Origin of the sequence: Halorientalis sp., from assembly GCF_028275115.1 — an archaeon.
Classification (GTDB): Archaea; Halobacteriota; Halobacteria; order Halobacteriales; family Haloarculaceae; genus Halorientalis.
This window is the reverse complement of sequence record NZ_JAQCNH010000071.1, coordinates 1-26,488: the sequence shown is the minus strand read 5'-3', so window position 1 is coordinate 26,488 and position 26,488 is coordinate 1. Positions and strand designations below refer to the sequence as shown.

At 64.5% G+C, this 26,488-nt stretch carries 27 protein-coding genes and 2 pseudogenes; 15 read left to right on the top strand and 14 right to left on the bottom strand.

Features of this window, described 5'->3' with window-relative positions:
• Positions 1 to 5: 5 nt before the first annotated feature.
• On the bottom strand, positions 6 to 314 hold the full coding sequence (locus tag Q0964_RS09895; RefSeq protein ID WP_299266682.1) for a glutaredoxin family protein: 309 nt from the start codon (positions 312 to 314) through the stop codon (positions 6 to 8).
• A 211-nt stretch (positions 315 to 525) separates the two neighbouring features.
• On the opposite strand from Q0964_RS09895, the gene Q0964_RS09890 reads away from it, so the two are divergent.
• The gene (locus Q0964_RS09890) at positions 526 to 1,923 is read left to right on the top strand and encodes a hemolysin family protein (protein WP_299266679.1); all 1,398 of its coding nucleotides are present in this window, start codon (positions 526 to 528) and stop codon (positions 1,921 to 1,923) included.
• 69 nt (positions 1,924 to 1,992) lie between these two features.
• On the opposite strand, the gene Q0964_RS09885 is transcribed toward Q0964_RS09890, so the two are convergent.
• Complete coding sequence (locus Q0964_RS09885) at positions 1,993 to 2,202, bottom strand: hypothetical protein (RefSeq protein ID WP_299266676.1); 210 nt, start codon at positions 2,200 to 2,202, stop codon at positions 1,993 to 1,995.
• 316 nt (positions 2,203 to 2,518) lie between these two features.
• A complete protein-coding gene (locus Q0964_RS09880; RefSeq protein WP_299266673.1) occupies positions 2,519 to 3,706 on the bottom strand; it encodes an inorganic phosphate transporter in 1,188 nt (395 codons plus the stop codon).
• A 134-nt stretch (positions 3,707 to 3,840) separates the two neighbouring features.
• Here Q0964_RS09880 and Q0964_RS09875 point away from each other — a divergent pair, with 134 nt between their 5' ends.
• Positions 3,841 to 3,975: a hypothetical protein gene (locus tag Q0964_RS09875; RefSeq protein WP_299266670.1), complete on the top strand. Its 135-nt coding sequence runs from the start codon at positions 3,841 to 3,843 to the stop codon at positions 3,973 to 3,975.
• A gap of 249 nt (positions 3,976 to 4,224) precedes the next feature.
• Here the strand turns inward: Q0964_RS09875 and katG are convergent, their stop codons facing one another.
• Complete coding sequence (gene katG / locus Q0964_RS09870) at positions 4,225 to 6,402, bottom strand: catalase/peroxidase HPI (protein ID WP_299266666.1); 2,178 nt, start codon at positions 6,400 to 6,402, stop codon at positions 4,225 to 4,227.
• 141 nt (positions 6,403 to 6,543) lie between these two features.
• Positions 6,544 to 7,281 carry a DUF5828 family protein gene (locus Q0964_RS09865; RefSeq protein ID WP_299266661.1) on the bottom strand — a complete coding sequence of 246 codons (738 nt, stop codon included), beginning with the start codon at positions 7,279 to 7,281 and terminating at the stop codon, positions 6,544 to 6,546.
• A gap of 262 nt (positions 7,282 to 7,543) precedes the next feature.
• Between Q0964_RS09865 and upp the strand changes: the two genes are divergently transcribed.
• On the top strand, positions 7,544 to 8,218 hold the full coding sequence (gene upp, locus Q0964_RS09860; protein WP_299266659.1) for a uracil phosphoribosyltransferase: 675 nt from the start codon (positions 7,544 to 7,546) through the stop codon (positions 8,216 to 8,218).
• A gap of 149 nt (positions 8,219 to 8,367) precedes the next feature.
• Here the strand turns inward: upp and Q0964_RS09855 are convergent, their stop codons facing one another.
• Positions 8,368 to 8,964, bottom strand: coding sequence for an IMPACT family protein (locus Q0964_RS09855; protein WP_299266655.1), 597 nt, complete (start codon positions 8,962 to 8,964; stop codon positions 8,368 to 8,370).
• Positions 8,965 to 9,061: 97 nt separating this feature from the next.
• Between Q0964_RS09855 and Q0964_RS09850 the strand changes: the two genes are divergently transcribed.
• Positions 9,062 to 9,337 carry an ATPase domain-containing protein gene (locus Q0964_RS09850; protein ID WP_299266650.1) on the top strand — a complete coding sequence of 92 codons (276 nt, stop codon included), beginning with the start codon at positions 9,062 to 9,064 and terminating at the stop codon, positions 9,335 to 9,337.
• 1 nt (position 9,338) lies between these two features.
• Here the strand turns inward: Q0964_RS09850 and Q0964_RS09845 are convergent, their stop codons facing one another.
• Together Q0964_RS09845 and Q0964_RS09840 are read right to left on the bottom strand one after the other, a co-directional pair.
• Complete coding sequence (locus tag Q0964_RS09845; RefSeq protein ID WP_299266648.1) at positions 9,339 to 9,704, bottom strand: 2Fe-2S iron-sulfur cluster-binding protein; 366 nt, start codon at positions 9,702 to 9,704, stop codon at positions 9,339 to 9,341.
• Positions 9,701 to 10,204, bottom strand: coding sequence for a TrpY family transcription regulator (locus Q0964_RS09840; RefSeq protein WP_299266646.1), 504 nt, complete (start codon positions 10,202 to 10,204; stop codon positions 9,701 to 9,703). Before Q0964_RS09840 ends, Q0964_RS09845 begins: the two co-directional genes overlap by 4 nt.
• Before the next feature lie 107 nt (positions 10,205 to 10,311).
• Between Q0964_RS09840 and Q0964_RS09835 the strand changes: the two genes are divergently transcribed.
• The 3 genes and pseudogenes from Q0964_RS09835 to Q0964_RS09820 all read left to right on the top strand — a co-directional run bounded on the left by Q0964_RS09835 (position 10,312) and on the right by Q0964_RS09820 (position 12,105).
• Entirely contained in the window at positions 10,312 to 10,638 is a 327-nt protein-coding gene (locus Q0964_RS09835) for a hypothetical protein (protein WP_299266644.1), read from the top strand.
• A pseudogene (locus tag Q0964_RS18465) lies at positions 10,614 to 11,456 on the top strand (enolase C-terminal domain-like protein). The gene Q0964_RS09835 and the pseudogene Q0964_RS18465 overlap by 25 nt, the downstream one beginning before the upstream one ends.
• The gene (locus Q0964_RS09820) at positions 11,383 to 12,105 is read left to right on the top strand and encodes an SDR family NAD(P)-dependent oxidoreductase (protein ID WP_299266705.1); all 723 of its coding nucleotides are present in this window, start codon (positions 11,383 to 11,385) and stop codon (positions 12,103 to 12,105) included. Before Q0964_RS18465 ends, Q0964_RS09820 begins: the two are co-directional and overlap by 74 nt.
• Positions 12,106 to 12,231: 126 nt before the next feature.
• On the opposite strand, the gene Q0964_RS09815 is transcribed toward Q0964_RS09820, so the two are convergent.
• The 5 genes from Q0964_RS09815 to Q0964_RS09795 form a co-directional block, all read right to left on the bottom strand.
• Positions 12,232 to 12,741, bottom strand: coding sequence for an acetone carboxylase subunit gamma (locus Q0964_RS09815; RefSeq protein WP_299266638.1), 510 nt, complete (start codon positions 12,739 to 12,741; stop codon positions 12,232 to 12,234).
• 15 nt (positions 12,742 to 12,756) lie between these two features.
• Positions 12,757 to 15,312 (bottom strand): hydantoinase B/oxoprolinase family protein, encoded by a 2,556-nt coding sequence (locus Q0964_RS09810; protein ID WP_299266635.1) that lies wholly within the window; start codon positions 15,310 to 15,312, stop codon positions 12,757 to 12,759.
• A gap of 175 nt (positions 15,313 to 15,487) precedes the next feature.
• Positions 15,488 to 17,656, bottom strand: a complete 2,169-nt coding sequence (locus Q0964_RS09805) for a hydantoinase/oxoprolinase family protein (RefSeq protein WP_299266632.1) — start codon at positions 17,654 to 17,656, stop codon at positions 15,488 to 15,490.
• A gap of 146 nt (positions 17,657 to 17,802) precedes the next feature.
• Positions 17,803 to 18,474, bottom strand: coding sequence for a helix-turn-helix domain-containing protein (locus tag Q0964_RS09800; RefSeq protein ID WP_299266630.1), 672 nt, complete (start codon positions 18,472 to 18,474; stop codon positions 17,803 to 17,805).
• 1 nt (position 18,475) lies between these two features.
• Positions 18,476 to 20,005, bottom strand: coding sequence for a class I adenylate-forming enzyme family protein (locus Q0964_RS09795; protein ID WP_299266627.1), 1,530 nt, complete (start codon positions 20,003 to 20,005; stop codon positions 18,476 to 18,478).
• A 453-nt stretch (positions 20,006 to 20,458) separates the two neighbouring features.
• Here Q0964_RS09795 and Q0964_RS09790 point away from each other — a divergent pair, with 453 nt between their 5' ends.
• From Q0964_RS09790 to Q0964_RS09780, 3 genes and pseudogenes are all read left to right on the top strand, one after another.
• Positions 20,459 to 20,935: an SCP2 sterol-binding domain-containing protein gene (locus Q0964_RS09790; protein WP_299266624.1), complete on the top strand. Its 477-nt coding sequence runs from the start codon at positions 20,459 to 20,461 to the stop codon at positions 20,933 to 20,935.
• Between the two features lie 61 nt (positions 20,936 to 20,996).
• Positions 20,997 to 21,323: a hypothetical protein gene (locus Q0964_RS09785; RefSeq protein WP_422653636.1), complete on the top strand. Its 327-nt coding sequence runs from the start codon at positions 20,997 to 20,999 to the stop codon at positions 21,321 to 21,323.
• Positions 21,324 to 21,383: 60 nt separating this feature from the next.
• Positions 21,384 to 21,557, top strand: a pseudogene (locus Q0964_RS09780) (helix-turn-helix domain-containing protein); the annotation flags it as partial.
• 33 nt (positions 21,558 to 21,590) lie between these two features.
• Here the strand turns inward: Q0964_RS09780 and hisB are convergent.
• Entirely contained in the window at positions 21,591 to 22,178 is a 588-nt protein-coding gene (gene hisB / locus Q0964_RS09775; protein ID WP_299266618.1) for an imidazoleglycerol-phosphate dehydratase HisB, read from the bottom strand.
• A 119-nt stretch (positions 22,179 to 22,297) separates the two neighbouring features.
• Between hisB and Q0964_RS09770 the strand changes: the two genes are divergently transcribed.
• The 5 genes from Q0964_RS09770 to Q0964_RS09750 are packed head-to-tail and all read left to right on the top strand — an operon-like array spanning position 22,298 to position 26,420.
• Positions 22,298 to 23,386: an extracellular solute-binding protein gene (locus Q0964_RS09770; RefSeq protein WP_299266615.1), complete on the top strand. Its 1,089-nt coding sequence runs from the start codon at positions 22,298 to 22,300 to the stop codon at positions 23,384 to 23,386.
• 9 nt (positions 23,387 to 23,395) lie between these two features.
• A complete protein-coding gene (locus Q0964_RS09765; protein WP_299266612.1) occupies positions 23,396 to 24,511 on the top strand; it encodes an ABC transporter ATP-binding protein in 1,116 nt (371 codons plus the stop codon).
• The gene (locus Q0964_RS09760) at positions 24,508 to 25,401 is read left to right on the top strand and encodes an ABC transporter permease (RefSeq protein WP_299266609.1); all 894 of its coding nucleotides are present in this window, start codon (positions 24,508 to 24,510) and stop codon (positions 25,399 to 25,401) included. Before Q0964_RS09765 ends, Q0964_RS09760 begins: the two co-directional genes overlap by 4 nt.
• Positions 25,394 to 26,191 carry an ABC transporter permease gene (locus Q0964_RS09755; protein ID WP_299266606.1) on the top strand — a complete coding sequence of 266 codons (798 nt, stop codon included), beginning with the start codon at positions 25,394 to 25,396 and terminating at the stop codon, positions 26,189 to 26,191. Before Q0964_RS09760 ends, Q0964_RS09755 begins: the two co-directional genes overlap by 8 nt.
• 55 nt (positions 26,192 to 26,246) lie before the next feature.
• The gene (locus Q0964_RS09750) at positions 26,247 to 26,420 is read left to right on the top strand and encodes a hypothetical protein (protein WP_299266603.1); all 174 of its coding nucleotides are present in this window, start codon (positions 26,247 to 26,249) and stop codon (positions 26,418 to 26,420) included.
• The last annotated feature ends 68 nt before the right edge of the window (positions 26,421 to 26,488 follow it).

The following is a 26,488-nucleotide window of genomic DNA, read 5'->3' as shown; positions in this document are numbered from 1 at the left end:
CGGCATCAGGCTTCACCGCCGTCGGAGCTTTGTGCCGACGAGGCTCGGGAAGTGTCGCTTCCCTCGCCCCCGTACGTCCGGTCGAGGTAGTCGACGATGTTCGCGCTCTCGGACATCGTGACGCCGGTGGTGTCGTCGACCACGGCGGGCACGGTCCGCTTGCCCGAGATGCGCTTGACCACGTTGCGGTCCGAGTGCATCGGTTCGACGAACCGAGACCGGTAGTCGAGGTCGTACTCTTCGAGTTTGCGGACGACGCGCTCACAGAACGGGCACGCCTGCAGCCGGTAAAGTGTGATATCCGGGTCGCTCATCGGGTGGAATAGGGGCGATTGCCAGGTAAGCCCTTCGGGCGTCCGCACGAGCAGGACGGGGGCTCGGCGGAGCCGGGCCCCCCTCAGCGTGTCCGCGTGGGCGGACGGCCGAGGGCAGAGAGAATCGACGGTTACAGCGGCGAAATCGCTGGATTGCGCGCATTACACCGATGACAAGTCTTAATCCCGCCGACGGCAAAGTCAGTCGGTAATGGGCGCAGCTTCGGCCGTCGCGCCGCTGGTCGCACCCGCACCTGCTGCGACGCAGGTGCTGGGAGTGCAGTTCACCGACAGTCTCATCACTGGCGTTGGGGTCGTCGTCGTCGTCGTCCTGCTCGTACTGTCGGCATTTTTTTCATCCTCGGAGATTGCCATGTTCTCGCTGGCGGCCCACCGCGTCGACTCGCTGGTCGAGGACGGGGTTCCCGGTGCAAAGACCCTCAAGGGGCTCAAGGCCGACCCCCACCGGTTGCTCGTGACGATTCTCGTCGGGAACAATCTAGTCAACATCGCGATGACGTCGATCACGACGGGGCTGCTGGCAATCTACCTCAGCCAGGGCGTCGCCGTCGCCATCTCGACGTTCGGAATCACGGCATTGGTCCTCCTGTTCGGAGAGAGTGCTCCGAAGAGCTACGCGGTCGAAAACACCGAGTCGTGGGCCCTGCAGATTTCCCGCCCGCTGAAGGCCGCCGAGCGCGTGCTGTGGCCGCTGATCGTCGTCTTCGACTTCCTCACACAGCAGGTCAACCGCGTCACCGGCGGTCAGACCGCCATCGAGACGTCCTACGTCACCCGCGAGGAGATCCGTGACATAATCGAGACTGGCGAACGCGAGGGCGTACTGGACGAGGAAGAGCGGGAGATGCTCCAGCGCACGCTCCGATTCAACAACACAATCGCCAAGGAAGTCATGACGCCGCGGCTCGACGTGGACGGCATCTCGAAGGACGCGACAGTCGACGAGGCGATGGAGCAGTGTGTCCACTCGGGGCACGCTCGCCTCCCGGTCTACGAGGGGAGTCTGGACAACATCATCGGCGTCGTCCACATCCGCGATCTGGTCCGGGACCGCAACTACGGCGGGACGGCCGCCGAGGACGTCGAACTCGAGGACCTGATCGAGCCGACGCTACACGTCCCGGAGTCGAAAAACGTCGACGACCTGCTGGCGGAGATGCGCGACGAACGCCTCCACATGGTGGTCGTCATCGACGAGTTCGGCACCACTGAAGGCCTCGTGACCATGGAGGACCTCACCGAGGAGATCGTCGGCGAGATCCTCGAAGGCGAAGAGGAGGAACCCATCGAGTTCGTCGGTGACGACAGTGCCATCGTCAAAGGCGAGGTCAACATCGAGGAGGTCAACGAGGCCCTCGGCATCGACATCCCGGAGGGCGAGGAGTTCGAGACCATCGCCGGGTTCATTTTCAACCTCGCCGGCCGCCTCGTCGAGGAAGGCGAGGAAATCGAGTACGAGGGCGTCGAGATCCGGGTCGAACAGGTCGAGAACACCCGCATCATGAAAGCCCGGGTCACACGCATCCAGCAGGACGGCACCGAAGACGAGGGGGAACCTGAACCGGAAGACGCCGCCGCCGACGACTGAGGGGGTCGGTATCGGACGGTCTCCGTTATGATCGCTATCAGGATATTCGGCATCGGGAGTTGCGGGCGGTCAGCCTCGCAACCGCGCGACGGCGGCCCGGAACTGGTCGTCGCCGCGGACGATGTGGGCGGCCAGGTCCGCGAACCCGCCGAGCAGGCCAGCCAGTACGACGCCTGCGGCGAGGTTGAGGCCGGCCGCGAGCGCGAGAGCGGTGCCGAGCAGGCCGCCGACGACGGCGGCCGCGACGGACTGACCCGGCGTGTCACAGTACGGGATCACGGCCGACCGTTGGGGCTGTCGGTCAAAGAAGCTGTCTCCGGGACCGGTCGGCACCCGGAGCTACTCGTCCCTGTGTCGTCTCCAGAGTCGTCGGTTCCGGGGTCGTTGCCGCCCGAACACCCGGCCACCCCGGCGGCCACCGCGACCGCCGTGCCCCGCAACAGCGCTCGTCTGGTCCGTCCACCGCTTACATACCGCCGCATTGTCATATCCTCCTTAGTTTCGATTATGAAATGTCTTTCTGCACCGACAAGAACTGAACGGCTGCATCGTGGGCAGGTGACGTCCGGCGGTTCCGGATCGGAGCGGGGAACGCTCAGACCGGCAGTACGTCGATGGCGGTGAACACGCCGTAGCCGAGGGTGAGAGCGAGGCCGAGCGAGGCGATCCACGCGAGGACGGTGTATGCCATCTTCCTGCCGCTGACACCACTCCCGCCGGCGGCGAAACCGCTGCCGATGATGGCGCTGACGATGATCTCGTTGAACGAGACGGGGATGCCGAAGAAGACGGCGGTCTGTGCGATGGCGAAAGAAGGGATGAGCGCGGCGATGGAGCGGCGCGGACCCAGCGCCGAGTAGTCCTGGCTGAGCGCCTTGATCATCCGGGGCGCGCCGGTCCACGAGCCGATCAGGAGGCCGAGTCCACCACCCAGTAGGACGGCCACGAGCGGGATCTCGAAGGGGTCGAGCAGGGGGAGGAGAGGTCCCAGTGCCAGTCCCACTTGACTCCCACCGGCGGAGAACGCGACGAGCCCACCGAGCGCGAGCAGGAAGTGGCGCTGGCCGGCCTCGGGACTCCCGCGGAGGTCCCACCAGAGGACGACGGCGGCGAGCGTCGCGGCCACGAGCGTCACACCGGCGTAGACGACGGCCGACGGGAGACCGGAGAGAGCGGTGGTAGCGACACCCGTCAGCGACGCGGCCTCGTCGGGCGGTCCGAGAACGACGAACCGGACATTCGCGAGAATTGCGCCGACGAGACCGGCCAGGAGAGGGACGGCCAGTGACTCGGGGACGCCCTCGTTCCGGAGCCCTCGGGCGGTAGCGTAGGCGATACCGCCGCCGACGAACGGCGTCGCGACCCACAGCGCGACGATCTCCCGATATTTCGGCCAGGCAGGGTCGCCACCCAGCGCCAGTCCGACGCCGACAACCGCGCCGGTGACGGTGAAGGCGGTGGCGATGGGATAGCCGGCGAACACGCCGACAGCCACCAGCACCGCCGCGGTGATGAGCGCGACGACGGCCGCAGTCGGCGAGAGCGTCGCATTCAAGACGAGTTCGCGGCCGACCGCTTCCGTGACGTTCGCGCCCTGAAGCACGGCGCCACCCAGTCCGAGCAGACCGACGACGAAACCAGCACGCATGACCGAGATAGCGTTGGCACCGACCGCCGGGGCGAACGGCGTCGAACCCGACGACCCAGCGCCGATGGCCCACGCCATAAACAGGCTCGCTGCTCCGGCGACCAGAAACGTCGCGAGCGTCCCTCCAGCGACCATTGAGACCCGGCTACTGTCGGGACGCGTAATAACCTGCCGCACTCGCCGCCCGGAGCTGCGCCGCTCGCCTTTTTTCAGCGGCTGGCGAATAATTATAAGTAGTGACGTGGACAGTGTGTGCTAAGAGGGGGCAAATGATACTCGAACGACTGCGGCGGTTCACCGAACGGAGCGGGGAGTACGAGTGTCAGCACTGTGGTGCACAGTACGAGGCACAGCGACAGGTCTGCCTGGACTGTGGCGGGTTCTCCATCGAACGGGAGTGGTAACGGGGTTGTCCGCTGCGGTGTCTGGGTCTCCGACTCGGGTGGACCCGCGGCGTCGCGACCTCGCGTGACGACTGCCCGAGAGCCGTGAGTGAGGTGTCACTGGACGACGAGCGAGCGCGGGAGCGATCTGCGTGTCGTCCACAGACGCGCTCGGCCGCGAGTTGCCGGGCGGAGTGCGGGCAGTCTCTGGCGAGCGGGACCGCTCGATTGGGTAGTGCGAAATCGAAAAGGGTTGGATCGGGCCTTAGCTCACTGCAGGTCGAACCGGTCCAGCGTCATGACCTTGTGCCAGGCGTCGACGAAGTCTTCGACGAGCTTCTCCTCGCCGTCTCCGGACGCGTACACCTCCGCGATGGCACGGAGTTCGTCGTGGGACCCGAAGACGAGGTCGGCGCGGGTTCCACGCCACTTGCGCTCGCTCGTCTCCCGGTCGTAGCCTTCGTAGATCTTCCGGGATTCGCCGGACTGCTGCCACTCCGTGCCCATGTCCAGCAGGTTCACGAAGAAATCGTTGGTCAGGGTGCCCGGCCGGTCGGTGAGGACGCCGAGGTCGGAGTCCTGGTAGGTCGCCCCCAGCGCGCGCATCCCGCCGACGAGCGCCGTCATCTCTTCCGGTGTCAGGTCCAGCAGGTCGGCCTCGTCGACCAGCACCTCCTCGGCCGGCTTGTCGAGGCCGTCGCTGATGTAATTGCGGAACCCGTCGACGTCGGGTTTGAGCGCCTCGAAGGACTCGGCGTCGGTCTGTTCGGCGGTGGCGTCCGTCCGGCCCGGCTCGAAGGGAACCTCGACGTCGTAGCCGGCATCGGCGGCCGCCTGTTCGACGGCGGCGTTCCCGCCGAGCACGATGAGGTCGGCGAGCGAGACGCGCGTGCCGTCCGACCGGGACTCGTTGAACTCCGCCTGAATCCGCTCGTAGGTTTCGAGGACCGTCTCGAGCTCTGCAGGTTCGTTGACCTCCCAGCTCCGCTGCGGTTCCAGTCGGATGCGAGCGCCGTTTGCGCCGCCGCGCTTGTCGCTGTCGCGGTATGTCGACGCAGACGCCCACGCAGTCCTGACCAGCTGGGCGGTCGTGAGGTCCGACTCGAGAATCTCCGATTTGAGTGACTCGGTTTCCGCCTCACCGATCAGCGCGTAGTCGGCCTCGGGGAGGGGGTCCTGCCAGACCATCGTCTCTTCAGGGACTTCCGGGCCGAGGAACCGTTCGGGCGGCCCCATGTCTCGGTGGGTCAGTTTGTACCAGGCCTTCGCGAAGGCCATCCCGAACTCCATCGGGTTCTCCTGGAAGGTCTCCATTATTTCACGATATTCCGGGTCGCGCTTCAGGGCGATGTCCGTCGTCAGCATCATCGGCGTGACCTCCTCGTCGGGGTTCTGTGCGTCGGGCGCCGATGCGACCTCCTCGCCGTCTTTCGGCGTCCACTGCCAGGCACCGCCGGGGCCTTTCTCCGGTTCCCACTCGTACTCGAGCACGTTGTCGACGTAGCCCATGTCCCACTCGGTCGGCGAGGACGTCCAAGGACCCTCGATGCCACTCGTCGTGACACCCTCTTCGGCGGCGGTTTCCCCGTCCTGCCAGCCCAGGCCCATGTTCTGTATCGGGGCCGCTTCGGGGTCGGGGTCGTGCGCTTCCTCCGGGTTGTTGGCACCGTGAACCTTGCCGAAGGTGTGTCCGCCAGCGATCAGCGCCGCGGTCTGCTTGTCGTTCATCGCCATGCGGGAGAACGTCTGGCGGATGTTCTTTGCCGACGCCATTGGGTCGGGCTGTCCGTCCGGTCCTTCGGGGTTGACGTAGATTAGCCCCATCACGGAGGCGCCGAGGCCTTCCTGAATCTCGCCGGCTTCCGTGAAGCGTTCCTGTGTCTCGAGTTCTTTCTCCGGGCCCCAGTCGACGGCCTTGTCCGGCTCGAAGTCGTCTTCGCGGCCACCGGCGAACCCGAACGTCTGGAACCCCATCGATTCGACGGCGACGTTGCCGGCGAGGATTATCAGGTCGGCCCAGGAGAGATTGCGGCCGTACTTCTGTTTGACCGGCCAGAGCAGTCGGCGTGCTTTATCGAGGTTGGCGTTGTCCGGCCAGCTGCTAATCGGGGCGAAACGCTGTCGACCGCCGGCCGCACCACCGCGGCCGTCGTAGGCCCGGTACGTGCCGGCGCTGTGCCACGCCATCCGGATCATGAACGGGCCGTAGTGGTCGTAATCGGCCGGCCACCAGTCCTTGGGCTCGGTGATGACCTCCTCGATGTCGGCTTTGAGTTCTTCGAGGTCGAGTTCCTGGAACGCCTCGGCGTAGTCGAAATCGTCGTCCATCGGCCCGGCGTCGCGGGCGTTCTGGTCGAGAATCTCCAGGCTCAACCGGTTCGGCCACCACTGTTTGTTGCTTCGGCGTTCGGCAGGGCTCGGAGTCGGACTTGGGTTGTCGCTCGACATTATGGAATCAACTGAATAGAGTCGCTTGTCGAATACAAATCTTTGGTTGTCCGATTCCGGTTATTTTTCTGCGGTCGCGAAACATCCGTTCACACAGCACAAAGCTCGGGGTCGGATACCGGGGACGTGAACGCTCGAAGGTCAGTCGCCGTCCTCGGATGCTGGGTCGTACGGTTCCGAAGCGGGTTCGTTCGACTCGGCGACGAGGTCGTCGCTCGGGGCCGGGGGTTCGACGCCCTCGGCGGCGGCGACGGTCGCTGTGTGTTTGGGCGTGTCGACGTGCCAGCGGTCGACGGAGGACTCGTAGTCTGCGAGCCTGTTCGACACCCGAATCTTCAGGTCGTCGTCGTTGACGTTGACCTCGAAGACGTACTCGGGGGCTTCGCCACGGCCGGCTCGCTGGAGGTTGGCGCTGACGAGCTCGTTGTCGAAGTAGTAGGGTGCGATCCGGGTCATCACGTTCTTGTAGACGGCCCCCTCGACGGCGCGCAGTGCTTTCCGGCCGGCCGAGTCGGCCGCACGGGCTACGTAGTCGATGGACTCACCCCACCTGTCGACGGCCTCTTCGGGTTCGTCGTCGAGTTTCTCGTAGGACTCGGTGAGTTTCTCGCCGGCCGTCTGGAGGTCCTCGTCGGGGTCTTTGCCCGCCTTTTCACCCTCACCCTCGCCGACGCTGGCCTGCTCGGCCGTCTTCTCGTTGACGTGGTCGTCGAGTCGCTCGTCGGACTTTGGTCGCCAATCGTCGAACTCGGCCAGTGCGTCCGCGTCAACGTCGGCGTCCTCCGCGAGGTCAGCTAATGCACGGGTGATTCGCTCGCCATGTTCCACCACGTCGACCCAGCGCCCGCGCTGTTTGAACCCCGAAACGCTCTCTTCCATCAGTTTTCCATAGATAGGGCACGACCGAATATACCTTTTCCCCCCCATCCTCGGCAGTCCTCACACGCTACAGCGGCGACGCTGTCGGACGGGCAGCGTATTGAAGCGCTACGGGCACAGACGGACAGCTACCGGCCCGTGGCGTCCGCGACGTATCACTCCATTTACAACTCCGGTCGCGGAGATGTGGGGCTGGCTTCTGTGGTAGATGCCAGGGGATGGCGACCGACCGTTTTATCGGCGGGCCACCGACATCCTGAATATGACCATCGAGCAACGCGGCGACGCGTACGTAGTTACGCACGCGCTAGCGAAACACACACTCTCGGACCTTCGAAGCGTCGAAACCGAGCAGGTCGCCTTCCGCAAAGGCCTCGTGAAACTCGGACGAATCTGTGGGTACGAAATCATCGACGGTGCGATGGACACCGAGTACACCGAGATAGAGACGCCGTTGACCGGCACGATGGGCAAGCGCGTCACCGGCCTCGACAACGTAGTGATTATCAACGTCCTCCGGGCGGCGACGCCGTTCGTCGAGGGCCTACTGAAAGCATTCCCGCACGCGAAACAGGGGGTCATCAGCGCCGGCCGCGACGAGAACGCCGGCATGGACGAAGACGGGCGGTTCCCCATCGACGTGGATTACGAGACAGTGCCCGAGATTACGAGCGAAGACACCGTCGTCGTCGCGGACCCGATGTTGGCGACCGGGTCGACCATGACTGCCGTCCTCCAACGAGTCGCGGCCGCGGGCGACCCCGAGAACCTGTTCGTCCTCTCGGCGGTCAGCGCCCCCGCCGGCATCACCCGCGTCGCCAAACAGTTCCCCGAAGCCGACCTGCTGACCGTCAGCATCGACGACCACCTCGACGACGACGGTTTCATCGTTCCCGGTCTAGGCGACGCCGGCGACCGCGCGTTCCGCACCACCTGATAGGTAATTTTGTTAACATTTGCCGACGTCGAGACCCCCTCGCTTCACCTGGAGAATCGAAAGAGGGCAGTCGATCTACGACCTGCATCCGAACACTGTTTCGGCCGTTTACATGTCGATCGGACGAACCGGACGGGCAGGGGGCGGCCTCACCGGATAGTCGCGCGGCCGCTGGTCGCGCTGCGGATTCGGTCCCGGAGGGCAGCGGCGTCGGCGACCGGGACGCGCACGTCGAAGGACACGTCGGCTCGGTAGTCGGCGTCGAACTCGACGCCGGCCGATTCGAGGATACCCCGGACAGTTCCAGAGTCGTCGTACTCGACGGTTATCGAGACCGACTCGTGCGGGTGTCGTTCGGTGACGCCGGCGTCCTTGACGGCGACTTTGACCCCCTGTGCGTAGGCCCGCGCCAGCCCGCCAACGCCGAGTTTCGTCCCTCCGTAGTAGCGGGTGACGACGGCCACGACGTTCTCCAACTCCTCACCTTGGAGGACGTTCAGTGCGGGTTTACCGGCCGAACCGGAGGGTTCGTCGGCGTCGGAGGCCCACTCGGTGCGGGGGTCGGTCCGGACGCGGTATGCCGGGACGTTATGAGTCGCGTCGGCGTACTCCGCCCGGATCTCCGCGACGAACGCTTCGGCGGCCGCGACGTCGCGGACGGGCGCCGCGTGGCCGACGAACTCGGAGCCCCTGACCTCGAAGGCTCCCCGTCCGCGGCCGACGACTGTCCGGTAGCTGTCCGTCACTGTCGGGCGTAGTGGGGCAGGGGACAAACCCGTTTCGTCGTCGTTTTGCGGTCGAGTCGTGGCGACCGTGTTTGTCACGCGGAGACACTGCAAAGGTATGGCACGGTCGACCGGCGACGAGATGCTCGGCGGTGGCGTACCCGAGAGTCGGACGCTTCCCGTCCGCGGGCCGCCGGGCGTCGGAAGGAGTCGTCTCGCGGTGCAGTTTCTCGGCGCTGGCGCCGACACCGAGGAGGACTGTCTGTACGTGATGGGCACCTGGCGGGGCGGCGACGAACTCCCGTATCTCTCGGTCCCCGAGTCACCGGCCGGGACACCCGGCCACGCGCGCCGTCGAACCGCTCGAAGAGACACCGTACTCCAGCTGCGGTGAGCTACTCCCGGCTACCCCAGACGCGCTTGTCCGGAATCTCGACGGTCACGTCCCGCGTCAGGCGATACTGACAGGAGAGCCGCGGATACCCGAAACGAGCCGCCAGCCGGTCGTGCCAGTGGTCGGGCTCGGTCTCGCCCTCGCGGACCCGGACGCCACAGGTCGCACAGATTCCACGGCCGCCGCAGTTGAGCCGCTCGGTGTAGCGGGTGTACGGTGAACAGTCGGCGTCTAACAACACGTCCCGGAGGACGGCACCGACGGGTGCGGTGAGCCGTCTGTCCCCGTCGTCGGTCCGGACGGTGACGGTGACCGTCGCCGCGTCGTCGTGAGCGTCACTGTCGGTGGGTGGCGACTGGTCGGTCACTGTAGTTCGATCTTCCGCACGTAGTCCAGGTCCCGAATCTCGTTGAGGAGGTCCCCCGGCAGGGCCCGCTCGGTCACAATGTAGAGTTTGGGGTCGGCGGCGAACTCGGGGTCCTCCGAGACGGTCTGGCGCATCGAGAGGTTCTCTCTGGCGAGCATCCCCGCAATTTCGGCGACGATGCCGGGCTGTTCGGTGTCGTAGACGTCGACGGTCAGGACGTGCAGGTCAAGCACCGGTGCCAGGTCCATCAGGCTGGGAATCTGAGAGATGTTCTGAAAGATGCGCCGGAGCTGGTCGTCGTCGAGGATGGCGTCGGTCGTGGAGTCGACCACCCGGCGGTCCACGTCGATCTCCCGGGCGATGCCGGTGTTCGGAATCTCGATGCCGCCCGAGACGACGCGGCCGTCGTCGTTGACGGAGAAGCCCCGTTCGAGCAACAGCCGGATGACCGCCTGCTGTGAGGGACTGCCCTCGAACTTCTCCATGATCTCCGCGAACATACTCCACAAAACGACCGCCGACCATACTATGTCTTGGCATCGGTCGGCTCGCGCGGCCGGACCGCCAACTCATAAGAACCCGTCCCGATTCGTGAGAACCGCTACCGATGGGGCCGACGACGGTGGCAGGAGATGCAGATAGTCGGAGTCACACAACACCGCGTCAGTCAGCCACTGCCGGACAGTTTCAGACCGAACTGGATCCCCGGTTACCACAGGGAAGCCACGAAGCCGAACTGTTCGAGATCGAAACCGACGCCGGCATCACGGGCGTCACCGCGAGCCCGAGTTTTGCCGGCGGTCTCGACTACGTCACACCCCGGTCACTGTTTCTGCAGGGCAAAGACCCCCACGACGTCGAGGGGATCGTCCACAGGCTGGAGACCGTCGACCTGATGGGCCCGCGGCCGTGGCACCTCGAACTCGCGTTGTGAGACATCGTCGGCAAAGACGCCGGCAAGCCCGTCTACGAGTTGCTCGAGGGAGCGACGACCCGATCCGGGCGTACGCCAGCACCGGCGAGCGCCAGCCCGCCGCCGAGCGCATCGAGTACGTCCAGCGACGCGTCGACGAGGGATTCGAGGCTGTCAAGCTTCGGGTCGCCGAACAATCGGACCTCGACGTGGTTCGTGCGGTCCGCGAGGCGTTCCCCGATCTCACGCTCATGGTCGACGCGAACAAGGGGTGGGCCGTTCGCGTGATGGAAGACGAGACCGAGTAGTCGGTAGCCGAGGCCGAGGCCGTCGCCCGCGAACTGGCGGCGGTCGGCGGAATCGAGTGGCTCGAAGAGCCACTACCACGCCACGACTACGCCGGGTACGCCCGCCTGCGAGACGCCGCCGTCCCCATCGCCGGCGGGGAATTCAGTGGCGGCCCCCACGAACTGTACGAGTTCCTCGACCGCGACGCCGCACTCGTGACCGGCATCAAACGGGCCGTCGAGGTCGCCGGTGCTGCCCGGAACCAGGGCATCCGGTTCGTCCCCCACACCTGGACCAACGCCGTCGGGTTCGCCGCGAACCTGCACGTGATGGCCGCGGTCGGGGCCGACTGGTGTGAGTTCCCCCACGACCCGCCGTGGACGCCCGAGGTGTGGTCGACGCTGATCGACGGGCAGTTGACTGCCGAGGACGGGACCGTCACGCCGCCGGAGGGCCCGGGCCTGGGCGTCGAGTTGAATCGCGACCTGTTGGAGGGCGACCGACGACTGTGCTCGACGAGTTCCGGCTCGACGGCTCGGTCGCGCTGGTGACCGGCGCGGCCGGCGGGCTGAGGCGGTCGCCGACGATGTCGAATCTCGAACCGACGCGGAGACGCTGGCGCTGGCCGTCGACGGGATGGTCGACGCGACGCTCGACCGGTTCGGTCGACTCGACACCGCCTTCGCCAACGCGGGCATCGGCGAACTTGAACGGCCGGCCGAACACTACGAGATGGCCCAGTGGGACCGCATCGTCGACGTGAACCTCCGTGGTGTGTGGCTCACCGACCTCTATGCGACCCGCGCGATTGCCGCGCAGGAAGACGGCGGGGCCATCGTCAACACGGCCTCGGTCTACGGACTGGTCGGCAGCGACGCGATGGGCTACAACCCGGCCGACGCCGCCTCGAACGGTGGCGTGGTCAACCTCACGCGAACACTCGGGGCCGAGTGGGCCCCCGAGATTCGTGTCAACGCCATCGCGTCGAGTCACGCCCGGACGGACATCGGCGGCGGCTCTCTCGACGCGGACAGTCGGATCGGGCAGGACATCGCCGACGATGTCGAGGCGAACACACCGGCCGAGCGAATCGCAGACCCGGAGGACCTCCGAGGAATGGCCCTGTTCCTCGCAAGTGAGGCCGCCCGCTACTGCACCGGCTACACCTACGCCGTCGACGGCGGGTGGCTCGCCCGGTAACGACGTGTCGTAGGGATGTCGGACACGGTCTATCCCCCCACGACCGGCGATGGCGGCTCGGCATCCCGTCGGGTTCGGGTGTATCTGTGGCACAGCGTGCCGACTCGGCCTCTGGTGGGGCGGTCGTCAGGCGCTCTCCGGCGTGGGAATCGGCTCGTCGATCCACTCGTCGTAGAACGTCTCGATGTCCGGCTCGAAGGTGTGGACGAGCGGGTAGCCGGGCATCATGTTCTCCACCTCCAGTAGTGTCTTACAACCCGGGCAGAAGAATTCGCGGAGTTCCATGTAGTCGGGGTGCGGGTGCATCCCCTCCGGGTAGATTTCACGATACGCCTCTGTGGAGTCGCGGACGTTGATTAGTGCCTCACGTTTCCAGTTCTGGTCGTGTTCGCAGAACTCGTGCCCGCAGTCGCACTTGATGACCCAGCGGTCGGCGCTTTTCGCCACGATGTAGAGGTGTTCGGCGTAGGGGATGATGATCGGGTCCTCCCAATCGACCCGTTCTTGCAGCACCTCCCGGACCTGCTGGAAGCGGTCGGTGTCTTTGAATTTGCTCATCATGTCGTGCAACTGGTCCCATTCGAGACTGTCGTCGACGAGATCCTCGATTATCTCCCGTGGATATGTGTCTGGCATGTGTGAGTCCCTCGTTCAGTCGTCGTCGGTCGCCCGAGTTCGTTCATCGAAGCTCGCGCTCGGGCCGGAGAGGTCTTTCAGTGAGCGATCCGTCCAGGTGTAGGGCACCACCGGTTCGTCCTCGCGGCCGACGCCGTGCCACGACTCGTGGCTCCTGGTGTAGTTGTCCCACTTGCGCTTGAAGCCGGACCCGAACCGGTACTCCAGGGACTTCTCGGCCTCGTCACTCAGATTGAACTCGAAGTCCTCGGAGAGGTCCCAGAAGTTCCTGAAGAAGTCGGTGAACTGTTCGCTCATCCGCATGCTGCTCACGTAGGTCTTTTTGACGTCGTCGATGAGGTCCCGTTCCGCCTGGATACGCTCGCGCTGTTCCTCGTACCACTCGGAGGCCGGCACAGCCTCCTCAGCGCGCTCGTCCATCATCTCCTCGCGGCGGTCGCGCGTGGCCGCCTCGTCGATTTCGAACTCGCCGTCGACGGCGGAGTTGTGCTTGGCGTCCTCGCTGACCTGTTCGACGACCACGCCGTAGGCGTCCTCGGCGTGCCGCGGCAGGACGTACCCGTCGTGGATGTCCGAGAGCACCTCCTCGGGGTCGCGCTCCAGGGGGTCGCCGAGTCCGGAGCCACCGCGGAGGTAGTTGAGGTAGAGGTCGTGGTCCTCGAACTCCTTGGGCGTGGAGATTCCCTTCGGTGTCCGGGTGATATCGCCGTCGATCTGCGCCTCGAACGCACCGGACTCGGGGTCGAGGTCGTGCTGGGGATACTCCTCCCCGTTCTCGAATCGCTGCTTCAGGTCGGTGTTCTGTGCGTTGAGGATGTACCCTGACGCGGCGGGATAGCCACCGAATAGGCCCGAATCGCTGGTCATGTACCCGTTGCCCATCTCGTAGAGCAACCACCGGGTCACGTCACTGACCGTCCGCAGGGACTCAAAGCCTGCACCGCCAGCCCGCCGGCCGGGACCGCCGGTGTTGGGCTTGACTGCCCGTCCGAGGAACGGGAGCGGTTCGGTTCGCTCCCACACCTCGGCGTCGCCCATATCGCCTTCGGGGTTCCAGATAGCCGCGGCGTGTGGTTCGCCGTCTTCGACGTACCGCGCACCGACGCCCTCACAGGCGGCCTCGAAGGAGTTGACCGCGTGGAGCTTGTCGAACTGGTCGATGCCACCGCCCTGCAGCCAGTTCGAGGTGTTTGCGTTCCCGGCGTTGATCTCTTCCCAGAAGCCTCGTGCGTAGTAGCCCCGAGAGAGATGCTGCCACAGGGGGGCCCAGGCCGACACCAGATAGTGCCAGGCGTAGGCGTGTGCCGTTTCGGTGTTTTGCGTGTTAGCCCAGGACCCCTCCGGAAGGTGGAAGTCACAGGCGTAGTACGCACCGTCGTTGACGTTCTCGTTAGGGATGACTGTCTGAGTGAGCATCACCCAAATGCCCCCCTGGATCGCAGCTGGGGTGCAGTTGTACGGGTGCCATCCCCACTTGTTCGCACCCTCGAAAGACACCTGGAAGGTGCCGTCTTCCCGAACGTGTAACTCCGAGGGTGCGTGCATGATGTGGTTCTCGTTCGCGTACTCGCGGGTGAGGTTCTCCTGACCCTCGTACAACGCGTCGACGAAGGAGACGCCGCGATACGTGCCGGGTAGCATGGTCCGCTTGATGCGGTTCCGGAAGCCCCGACGGCCATCCTCGACGGACTCGCGTGAGAGTTGCTTGAATTCGTCGACGCCGTACTCGTCGATGAGCTCCTTGACCGCGTCCCGAATCATCAGACAGCCGGTCATTCGCGTTCGTTCGTCGAGTTTCAGGAACTCGGGCGTCCGGGTCTTGTCCACGTAGTCTTTCTCCCAGGAGTTGTACAGCTCGAAATCCTCGCCGATTTTCCGGCAGTAGTGGGCCCCGTCGCCGAATCGGGAGGCTTGAGAGACGTTCATACTCCCGGGCCCGATGGCACCGGTGTCGATGACGTGGGTGACACCGCCTGCCCACGCGACGAGTTCGCCCTCGTGGAAGATCGGAATGAGCGTGGCAATGTCACAGGGATGGACGTTGCCGACGTGAGTGTCGTTGTTGACGAACACGTCGCCGGGTTCGATGCCAGGCGACTCCTCGAAGTCGTGGTTGATCATGTACTTGATGGCCTCGCTCATCGTGTGGATGTGCACGATAATCCCCGTAGAGACGGCAATCGAGTCACCCTCCGGGGTGAACAAGCCGTAACACAGCTCCCCTTCCTGCTCGACGATGGGGGTCGCAGCCACCTCTTTCGAGGTTTCGCGGGCCGTGACGAGGTCACCGCGCAACTGTGAGAACATCTGCTCGTACTCAATTGGGTTCTCGGATTTCAGCTCCAGTTCCTCTTGCCCGTCGTAGTGGTCGGTGGAGTCGGTTCGCTCCTCGACTCCCTCCATCTGGGTCTTCAACGTCTTGCCGTTCCAGCCGATACCCTCACCGAGGTCTTCGAGTTTCTCCTCGACGAGTTCCTGCTCCCGGCGCATCCGGGGGTAGGTCACGTCCTCGTCCTCCGCGGCCTGTTCGCCGACGGACTGAGTCTCGCTCGCGTCGTGTTCGGAACTCATGGTTGGTAGCGCATCCGTTTACAGCCGGATGCTAGCTGGTGCAGTGCATCCACCCACACCCCGGTCGGCTCCGACCGCGGGCGAGGTGAATGCATATCTACACAAACGCACTGTCGACGGCTGTGCCGACCGATAGCGCTCTTACCGGACGGTCGAATCTGCCGGCGACGGCGAGTCAGCCGGTGTGTTTGAGATGGTGGACGCGGTGACGGTCCAGATGCGTCTCGTACTCCGGTGGGAGGACGAACGTCGTCGCGGCACCCTCAAGTACCGCTGGCCCGGAGACCTTGTTCCCCGGCTCGAGTTCGTGGAGGTCGTAAATCCGGGTCTCGAGCCAGTTGCCGTCCCAGTACGCGTTCCGGGGCGACTTGAACGCGGCCTCGGGCGGTTCGGGCCCCACAGGCTCTTCCTCGGGAATCTTGGGCTTCGTCACGTTCTGGACCCCGCGGACGGAGGCCTGCGTGATTGTATGTCCCAGTTCCGGCGACCGGGCCTCCTCGGAGTACTGTCGGCGGTACCCGGCCTCGAAGGTCTCCAGTAGCTGCTCGAGCTTCTCGGGCTCGTTCGCTTTGGCGACCGGCGAGGTGATGTCGATGCTGTTGAGCTGGCCCTGGTACTGGCCGAGGATGTGGTACTGGAAGTCGATCTCGTCGCGGCCGATGTTGGAGTTGCTGAACTCGTCGACAATCTTCTCCTCGAGATTCGACCAGACCTCGGTGAGCCGCGCGCCGGCGGTGTCGGCGGCCTCCTCCATCGACACGTTCGGGTCGATATCGATGCTCGTCGTCTGGTCGTATCGGTACTCGTAGTCCGCCGCGCCACAGCCAAACGCCGAGAAGGCAGCGGCAAACTCGGGCACGAGGACCTCGTCGAAGCCCAAGCCGCGCGTATACCCGGCGGTGTGGACTGGGCCGCCGCCGCCGTATGAGAGACATTTGAAGTTCGACGGGGAGTAGCCTGCGCCGGTGACCACCGCTTCGAGGTCGTTGCGGAGCTTGTTTTCGAGGATGTCCACGACCCCTTGTGCGGCCTCGTGGACGCCGAGATTCATCGGCGTAGCGACCTGCTCACGAATCTCCCGCTCGGCGACCGCCCGGTCGATTGGCATGTCGCCGCCGAGGAAGTTCTCGGGGTCGATCCAGCCCATCGCGACGTGGCAGTCGGTCACCGTGACGGTATCCACGTCGGTCTCGACAGCGGAGACGCCGACCTGGTCACCGGCGCTTTCGGGGCCGAGTTCGATCGTGTCGAACGTCGGGTTGACCCGTACGTAACTCCCGGTACCAGCCCCGACGCTCTCCATGTTGACCATCGGCAGCGTGAGCAACAGCCGGGCCATCTCCGGGTTGTAGTCGATTTCCCAGTCGTTGTCGATAATGATGCCCATGTCGAAGGAGGTCCCCCCGATGTCGGTACAGACCATGTTCTCGTAGCCGGTCTGCCGGCCGAAGTAGTTCGCACCGATCATCCCTCCAATCGGGCCGGAGATCATCGTCCGCGCCAGTTCGTTCGCTTCGATGTCGATGGTCCCACCGTGGCTGGCCATCACCCGGACGCCGATGTCACCGCCGTGGTCGTCGACCGCCTCCTGGACGTTCGTCAGTTGTTCGCGGGAGGGCTCGGCAGCGTACGCCTCCGCGACCGTCGTGTTGAGTCGCTGGAGTTCTTTTAGCGTCGGATAGTACTCGCTCGAGAGCATCACCGTCGTCTCGGCGTCCTGTGCATCGATGATCTCCTGAGCGAGTTCTTTCGTCCGACGCTCGTGGGACTCGTTCTGGTATGAGTGCATGAACATCACGACGATGTGGTCTACGTCGCGGTCCAGCAGGTCTTTGACGCCCTCGCGGACGTCGTCCTCGTACAGCGGCACCAGTTCGTTCCCCTTTACATCGATGCGTTCACGCACTCCACGGATCATGTCCCGCTCGATGAGCGGTTCCGGGTGTTTGTGCGTGTTGACGTGCAACCGGTCGGAGTAGGAGTACCCCGTGTACGACTGGCGTCCGCGACCCATCCGGAGCGTGTCCTCCATCCCACCGGTGGTGAGGACACCGACGTTTACCTCGCTCTCTCGTTCGACCAACCGGTTGAGCATCGCTGTCCCGGAGTAGACCGTCGAGGTCAGACTCGGAAAGCTCTCGTCGATGTCCAGTCCCCAGTCGTCCAGGGCGTCTTCCGACGAATTGACGAACCCGCGCGACTCGTCGTCGGGCGTAGTTTTTGCTTTTCCGATCGTGAACTCGCCGCCCTCGTCCATCAAGAACGTGTCCGTCATCGTCCCACCAGCGTCAATCGACAGCACTTCCGGTGACCGGTCAGTGTCCTCGTCTTCCGAGGTTGCCATGCCAGTGGCGTAGTGAGAAAGTCAATTATTAATTACCACGAATCGGGGCGACATATGTTATCATTTTTATTTCGGTCGCTGCCGCCCCGGATTGTGTTCGAGCACGAAACGGCTCTCTGAGAACGCCCGGCTGCCGGTAGACGCGGTCACTCGGTGTCGCTGAAGAGGATACGGAAGAGTTCGTTCTGGGAACGTCGCACGCGCTCGGAGAACGTCGAACGGCTGATGTCCAGTGCGTCGGCGACCTCGCTACTGGTCGCCTGCTGCGGCACCGCAAAGTGTCCCATCTCGTAGGCGGTCCGCAGCAACTGGAGTTGGTCGCCCGTGAGTTTACCTTGGATACCGTACTCGAATCGGTCCCGACCCAGTGGGTATCCCGGCCGGTCCTGTTCCGTGGTTCCTCGCAGGTCGAACACGCCGTACTCGCGCTCGATGGTCGCCGCGAGGTTCCGGAGGTGGGTCCAGTCTTCGACGGTGACCACGGCCCGAACGTCCCGCTCGGTGGCCACGAGCCGATGCGGCACAGCCTCTTCGGCGACGACCGATGCGACCACCGAACCGTCGAGTTCAGTCACGAACGAGGCGTGATACAGGTCGCTCTCCGGCGTGAACGAGCAGTGTTTGAGTTCGATGTCGGCGATGCCGCCCAGTGCCTCGGCCACGTCCCTGTCCTCAGCGGGACTCAGCGAGGCGAATATCATCACGCGGTCGGCACCCATCGGAACGACGTTATCGAACTCGACGGTCTCGGCGCCGACGGTATCGGCGATGGTCGAGAGGAGTCCGTCCGCTGGCATCTGGAATTCCAAACGGAGCACACTACCAGTATGGCTGTCGCAGCGACCGCTTGTCCACCTTGCCGTACGGCGTTTCTGGCAGCGCACTGACGAAGTCGATAGAGTTCGGGAGTTCGTGGGCCGCGAGTTGGTCAGCACAGAACTCCCGTAGTCCCTCTAGCGCCAGCTGTCCGCCATCCGCAGTCGCGATGACTGCTTTGACCGCTTGATCGGCGTGGACGCGGTGATGCAGTGTTTGGTCTCGTGTGTGACCGGCACCTTGTTCGTGTCCAGCGGGGACACCGATGACCGCGACCTGCTGGACGGAAGGATGGCGCTGAATCACGTTTTCCACCCGTGTGGAAAAAACTGTCTCGTCCCCAACAGAAATGGCGTCCTGAATCCGGTCGAGGATGACCAGTCGCCCCTTCTCGTCGAACCGGCCGAGGTCGCCCGTCCGAATCCAGTCGGGGTCCTCTGTCGTTCGGTCGTAGTACCCCTTCATGCCGAACGTCGAGCGAACACAGACCTCGCCGACATCGTCGGTCCACCGGCCGTCACTGTCGTCGATGCGGACATCGGCGTACTGCGTCGGGTACCCGACGGTATTGACGACTGCCCCCTCACGGGGTTGGTGTTTGTGTTTGTGCAGGGTGGTTACCACGTCCGGTGCCTCCATCAGTCCGTATATTTGGATGAACACTTGGCCGAACGTCTCGATGCCACGCTCAACGAGTGCTGGCGACATCGGCGACCCGCCGTAGACGATCGTCTGTATCGACGAGACATCCGTCTCCCCGAGCGCGTCGTCGTTGAGCAGCCGCGAGACCATCGTCGGGACGAGGAAGGTCCACGTCATTTCGTACTCTGCGATGGCTGACAGGGTGCGCTTCGCATCGAACCCAGGTTGCAACACCACAGTTGCTCCCTGTGACAGCGCGGCCCGAGTGATGAAGTTCGGAGAGTGGCCAAGTGGCGTGCTCAAGAGGACTCGCTCGTGGCGACGAATGTCGAGTTCGTGGATGTGAGCAATGGCATTCAGAACCAACGACTCGTGCGTGTGCATCACTCCCTTCTGTGGGCCAGTGGTGCCACTCGTGTAGAAGACTGCAGCGACGCTGTCGGGCTCTATGCTCGGTGTTGGCGGCTCGAGAGTCCCGTTGTTCAGTAGTTCATCGTACTCCTGGAACCCGACGGGCAACTCCCGGTCGTCGGAAACGCCGATAATATATTTCAGACGAAAGTGTTCCTGTTGTAACTCCTGTGCAACGTCGAAAAACTGTGACCCGACGAACAGCGCATCCGCGTCAACGTCCCTGATAATACGTTTGCTGTGTTCCTCGTCGAGTCGACTGTTCATCGGGATAGCGACGGCTCCTGCCCGGGCCGTGGCAATCTCTGTCAACAGGAACTCCGGACGGTTGCACATCAGGATGGCCACTCTACGACCCTCACGTAATCCCATCGTCTGGAATACATTTGCCAGGCGCGCCGTGTGGTCGTCAATATCCGCGTACGTGAGCCGCTCGTCACCGAAACGCACCGCTGTCCGGTCGTCGAATCGAGTCAGCAACTTGTTATAATACGCGTCCAGTTGCATCACTCTTTTTCATACACATTTTCCCCCAACATGTAAATGTTCAGCCCGAGGTATCCGTCACGGCGAGACGAGTCCGAAAGGCGAGCGTGTTCTCACGGTTTTCGACGTCTCGCAGGTGGTCATGACGTTCGGGCGGAGAGGTCCACGGGGCGCATAGACCGGCGAGAACGTCCATCAGTCGGAACGGACGCCGTCACGCACTCCATCGCCGGCCGGGTGGTCGATACCCGGAGTGTGTGGCGTCGATTGGCCTGGCCTGGGCGCTGTGTGGGGAATCTCGGTAACCGATAGCCGCGCTGTATCTCACATGCGGGTCGGCGCGAGTAGTAGGCAGTCCGTCTGAAGCGCCTCGCGACGCGCTTTGGATATAAAGACACGGCCCGATTAGCGGGGAACGGCTACCCGTCAGGCGACGAGTCGGCGGATATGGCACTCGCGTTACCGGGTGACGCCGACGAGTGGATCGACGCGTGGGGCGAGAAACTGAACGAGTCCGAAGCGTACGGCGAGGCCGGTGCGGGCTGGGGAGTCGGGTTCAACGGCGACTTCCTCTTTCACATCCGGCCCGACGAGACGTACGACGGCGCGGATCTGTACTTTTTCGTCGGGCTGGAGGACGGGGTCTGCACCGACGCCATGCGGACCGACGACCCGGACGGCGTCGACTGGGGCTTCGCGTTCCGGTGTGCGTACGGCACGTGGAAGCAACTGCTCCGGGGGGAGCTTGGAGCCATCGACGGGCTGATGAGTGGCGCGTTCGAGTTGGACGGCGACATGCAGCGGACCCTCCAGTACAGCGACGCCGCCGTCGTCATGACCGAGGAAGCCGCGGCCATCGACACCGCATTCGAGTACTGGCCGGGGGACAGAGTCTTGCGTCTCGGTATCGTGAGGAGGACGTGATGCGCGCCGTCGAAGGACAGGTCGTCCCGAAGGGCAGGCGTTTCCGGGCGTCGACGCGGCCATCGCAGCCGTCGAGAGCGTCCACCGGGAGGCACTTGTGGCCCTGGAGTGGCAGCGGGACGGGACCTACGCGCTCCTGTACCGGCTGGCCGGCGACGACGCGGAGCCCCTCGAAGCCGTCTTTGCCGACCGCGCGGACGTGTACGACTACGACGTGATCGACGGCGGCGACGGCCAGCTGTTCGCGTTCGTCCACGTCGGCGAGCGGGAGACGCTGAGCGAGTTGCTCGCCATCGCGGAGCGGTACGCCCCCCTGCTGGACCCACCGTTCCGGTACACGGACCGCGGGGTGCGGGTCGCGGTCGCCGGCACGGAAGCGGCGCTCTAAGCCGCCTTCGACGAGGCGACCGAGCGAATCGCCGTCGACGTCGAGTGGGTCGGTGAGTACGTGTCCGACGAACCGGGGTATCTCGGCCGGTTGACTGACCGACAGCGCGAGGCGGTGCTGGTCGCGCACGAACTGGGATACTACGAGACGCCGCGGGCCACGTCGTTCGAGACCGTCGCCGAGGAACTGTGCTGTGCGCCCAGTACCGCGAACGAACTGCTCCGGCGCGCCGAGTCCGTCCTGCTGGACGCCTTGCTGGCTGAGTGCTTAGAGTTCGCCTTTCGTACTCGGCGTGTCGCTGCGGCGCTCGTCGATGCGGGTGGCGTCGTCCAGCGCCCGCGCCAGCGCCTTGAACAGCGCCTCCACCTGGTGGTGGGCGTTCTCGCCCGTGACCGAGGCGTGCAGGGTCAGCCCGGCGTTGGTCGCGAGCGAGCGCGGGAAGTGCTGGGCCATGTGGCTGGTGAACTCGCCGACGGTCTCCTGGGCGAACGTGCCGTCGAACTCGAAGAACGGGCGGCCCGACACGTCGACGACGACCTCGGCGACGGCCTCGTCCAGTGGCACTTTCCGGTCGGCGTAGCGGCGGATGCCGCGCTTGTCGCCCAGCGCCTCGTCGAACGCTTCGCCGAGCGTGATGGCCACGTCTTCAACGGTGTGGTGGTCGTCGACCTCCAGGTCGCCGTCACAGTCGACGGTGAGGTCGAACAGGCCGTGCTTCGCGAGGGAGTCGAGCATGTGGTCGAAAAAGCCGATTCCGGTGTCGACCGTCGAGTCGCCGTCGCCGTCCACGTCAACTGTCACCTCGATCTCGGTTTCGGCGGTCTCGCGGGTTACCGCCGCCGTCCGGTCTGTCATACTCGATACAGACGGTCGGATAGTAAATGCCCTTGCGTTCGTTCACGATAGAGGGTCGGAACGGCGACTGGCGGCGTTGGAGCAAGGGGCTTTTTTGAGTGGGATTCTATGAATAGTTGATGACTGAATCTGGCCGGCAGTTACCCGTCAGTAGACGAGCGTTTATCGCGACAGGAACCGCGACGGCGGCGACCGCGCTCGCTGGCTGCGTCGGTGGTAACGGCAGTGGCAGCGACGTTCTCAGGGTATCGACCTGGAGCGGAACGAACACGGCGGTCTTCAAGAACGTAATCAAGCCGAAATACGAAGAGGAGACCGGCAACACCCTCGAAGTGGTCGGGAACTGGTCGGGTATCGTGCCGAAGATTCGCCAGTCGCCGGCGGACGACCCGCCGTTCGACGTGACCGTCGGTGGGAGCCGGATAAACTACCGTGGCAATCAGGACGACCTCTGGGAGCCGGTTCGGTACGACAACCTCGACAACAGCGACCAGATCAAGGACCGCCTCATGCAACCACAGGCAGCCGAAACGGCTGCGCCGGTTGCATACGGGGTCCACGCGTACGTTTACAACAAAGACGCGACCACCTGGACGCCGGAGACGTGGAGCGATATCGTCTCGGACGAGGCGTCGAACGTGACCCTCGCAAGTGGCTTCTGGCTCAAGAATCTGATGATGGCGGCGGTGATCGACGACAGCGAACCGCTCGCACAGGAGGTGTACGACCGAGAGAACGCCGACGGACTCTTCGATATCATCAGAGACGCGCCGACGGTGTCGTTCTACGAGGGAGCACAGGACCTCTGGACGAAGCTCGAACAGGGCATCGCGAACGTCGGCCACTACTTCCTCGCGTACGGACTGGCGAAAGCGGCGTCCTCGGAGGTGCTGAACATCGGCGTGACCGTGCCGCCGGAGACGACGGGGTACACCGACTACTACCACGTCGTCCGCGGGTCCGGCAAGAGGGAGACCGCCGAGGCGTTCCTCGACTTCCTCATCAGTCCGGAGCTGCAGACGGCGTACGCGGAGGAGTTCACTCTCGGGATGGCGAACGCCGAGACGGAGTATCCAGAGCAGGCACAGGAACGACTGCCGACGACCAACGACGAACTCAGTACCGTCGGCTTCCGCGACTTCGCGAAGGTCGCGGAGTACTCGTCCGACCTGAACGAACAGTACCAGCAGCTGGTACAGAACAACTGAGAACGGACGATGCTCGAAGTTGACGAGGTCACGGCGCGCTACGGTGAGCTCACCGCTGTCGACGACGTCTCGCTGACCGTCGAGGACGGTGAACTGTTCTGTCTGCTCGGTCCGAGCGGGTGCGGAAAGTCGACGGTCCTGCGGACCATCGCCGGCTTCGAGCAGCCGGCGAGCGGGCGCGTCTCGATACGTGGGACCGACGTAACCGACCGACCGCCACACCGGCGGGACTGTTCGATCGTATTTCAAGACTGGGCGTTGTTCCCACACAAGAGTGTCTTGGAGAACGTCGCGTTCGGCCTGAAGATGCAGGGCGTGAGCACGGCCGAGCGCCAGGAGCGGGCGCGGGAGGCGCTCGACCTCGTCGAGATCGGGTCACAGGCCGAGGCAGCGCCCGCCGAACTGAGCGGCGGACAGAAACAGCGGGTCGCCCTCGCGCGGTCGCTGACTGTCGACCCGGACCTGCTGTTGCTCGACGAACCGCTCTCGAACCTCGACCGCCGGCTGCGCGAGTCGATGCAGATCGAACTCAAAGATATCCAGCGCCGCCTGGAGACGACGATGGTGTACGTGACCCACGACCAGAACGAGGCGTTCACGCTCGCGGACCGACTGGGCGTGATGAACGACGGGGAGCTGGTGCAGGTCGGAGACCCTGCGACGGTGTACGACGACCCCGGAAGCCGCTTCATCGAGTCGTTTCTCGGGTCGACGAACTTCATCTCGTGTCGCGTCGTCGCGGCCGAAGGCCAGCCGATACTGGCGGCACCGTTCGGCGTCCAGTTCCGTGCGCCTATCGGTGGCGAGCCGCTGGCACAGGGCGATACCGTCGTCGTCTCGCTCCGTCCCGAACGGTTGCGTCTCGGCCCCGGGGCGGAGGTGGCAACGACGGCCGTCGAAGACGGTGGTGTCGCAACGGACGAAGTGAGCGTCCCCTGTTCGGTCGTCGAGACGATTCGGCGAGGCTCCAGCGTCCGGGTTCGGCTGTCGGCAGAGGAGACGAACCTGTTCATCGAAGTCCCGGTCGGGGACGGTGTCGACATGACCGCCGGCGACACCGTTGCCCTGCGGTGGACCGCCGAGGACGCCGTCTACTTCGCCGAGACGGGTGAGCGGTACCGATGAGTACGGGAACGAGTCGGCTATCAGTTCCGGCGCTTCCGGACCGCTGGCGGACGCTGTTGTTGTTGCTCCCCGTCTTGCTGCTAGACATCGGTGCCTTCCTAGTGCCGATGGGGTATCTGCTCAGGCTCAGTTTCACTGCGCAGACGTCACAGGGCGCGTTCGTCGAGGGGTCCTGGTCCACCGATGGGTACCAGTACGTCGTCTCGTCCGACCTCGTCCACCAGATTTTCACGTTCACCGTCGCGTTCGGGGTCGGCGTGACGCTGCTGGCGGTTGCCATCGGCGTCGTCTACGCGTACGCGGCGTGGCAGGCGGAACGTGCCGGCCGCATCGCGCTTTTGAGCGTGGCCGTCCTCTCGCTGTTCACGACGCTCGTGATCAAACTGTTCGCCGTCGTGTTGGTGTTTGCGCCACAGGGTGTTCTCAACGACCTGCTAACCGGGGTCGGACTGCTGTCGGAGCCGGTACTGCTGGTCGACAACCTCGTCGGAGCGGTGTTCGGCCAGCTGTACATCGTCACGCCGTATGCGATTCTCGCGGTGTACGCAGTGCTGTCGACGCTCGACAGGCATCAGGTCGAGGCCGCACGGGACCTGGGCGCCGGTCGGTGGGACGCGTTCCGCGAGGTGATACTCCCACATATCCGTCCCGGTATCGCCGTTGCGACCGTGGTGAGTTTCACCTGGTCCATCGGTGCGTACGCCGCCCCGTTGCTGTTGGGGTCGGGGGGCGAGCAGACGACGGGCATCCTGATTTCCGAACTGTTGCTCACGCAGTTCGACTGGCCGGCGGCGGCGGCACTCGCAGTCATCACGGTGACGCTCGTGTTCTCGGTCCTGATGGCCATACTGTGGCGGTTCGACGAGAGCGGAGGGATCCTCAATGCGTAAGCGTATCGGGACGTGGTTGTTCCGAGTGGTCGTCGGTCTCCTCGTCCTGTTTCTGTCGCTTCCGCTATTGATCGTCGTCGCGACGGCGTTCGACGCGTCGGGTGCGGTGGTGTTCCCGCCCGAACAGTTCTCTGTGCAGTGGTTCGGGGCGCTTCTCGAACGGCCGACCTGGATCCGCTCGGTACTGAATAGCCTGTTCATCGCAGGGGGAACGACCGTCGTCTCGATGATCGTCGGTGTAGCGGCCGCACTCGGTGTCCGTCGGTTCAGTGGGGGAGGTCGAACGGCGGTCGTCGGCCTGACCGTGCTCCCGCTTTTCGTCCCGGGTATCGTCATCGGGATCGTCCTGTTGACGTTTTTCAGTCGCTTCGGCCTCCAGCAGAGCTACTTCGCGGTCGTCGTCGCACACTCGCTGTGGGCGACGCCGCTGACGTTCTCGATCGTGCAGGCGTCGTTCGCCCGGTTCGACTGGCAGGTTGCGGAGGCGGCGCAGGACCTCGGTGCCACCCCGAGACGGGCGTTCCTGGCGGTCGTCGCGCCGAACGTCCGTGCTGGCCTCGTCGTGGCGGCGCTGGTGGCGTTCGTCGTGAGCCTCCAGGAGTTCATCATGGCACTGTTTCTCTCCGGGCCGGACACCCGCACCGTTCCGGTGCAGGCCTGGAACTCGCTCAGGCAGGGCCTCGACCCGCTGGTCAGCGTCGTTTCGACGCTCCTGCTCGTCGCCGTGGTAGTGCTGATTCTCGCCGGAAGCGTCCTCGTCGGCCTCGACCGACTGGCTACCGACGCCTGACCCGATGACGGACGTCTGACTGAGCTATTTGTGTGTGACAGATGACCGCACGGATATGAACAAGCGCGACGCGCTCGGCGTGCTCGTGGCGGTCACAGGACTGTCGCTCGTCGACAGTGGCCCGACGCTCCCGGTCGCCGTTGTCCTGCTGGTGGCGGGCGCGTACCTGCTCGCCGCCCCGCGGGTCGCCGGCCCCCGACAACGTGTCGACCGGACCGACAATCGGTAGGGAGCGGCCGGTGGGTGTACCCGAAAGGCGTCATCGTTTTGTCGGCTCGATCCGGGGGTTACCGACAT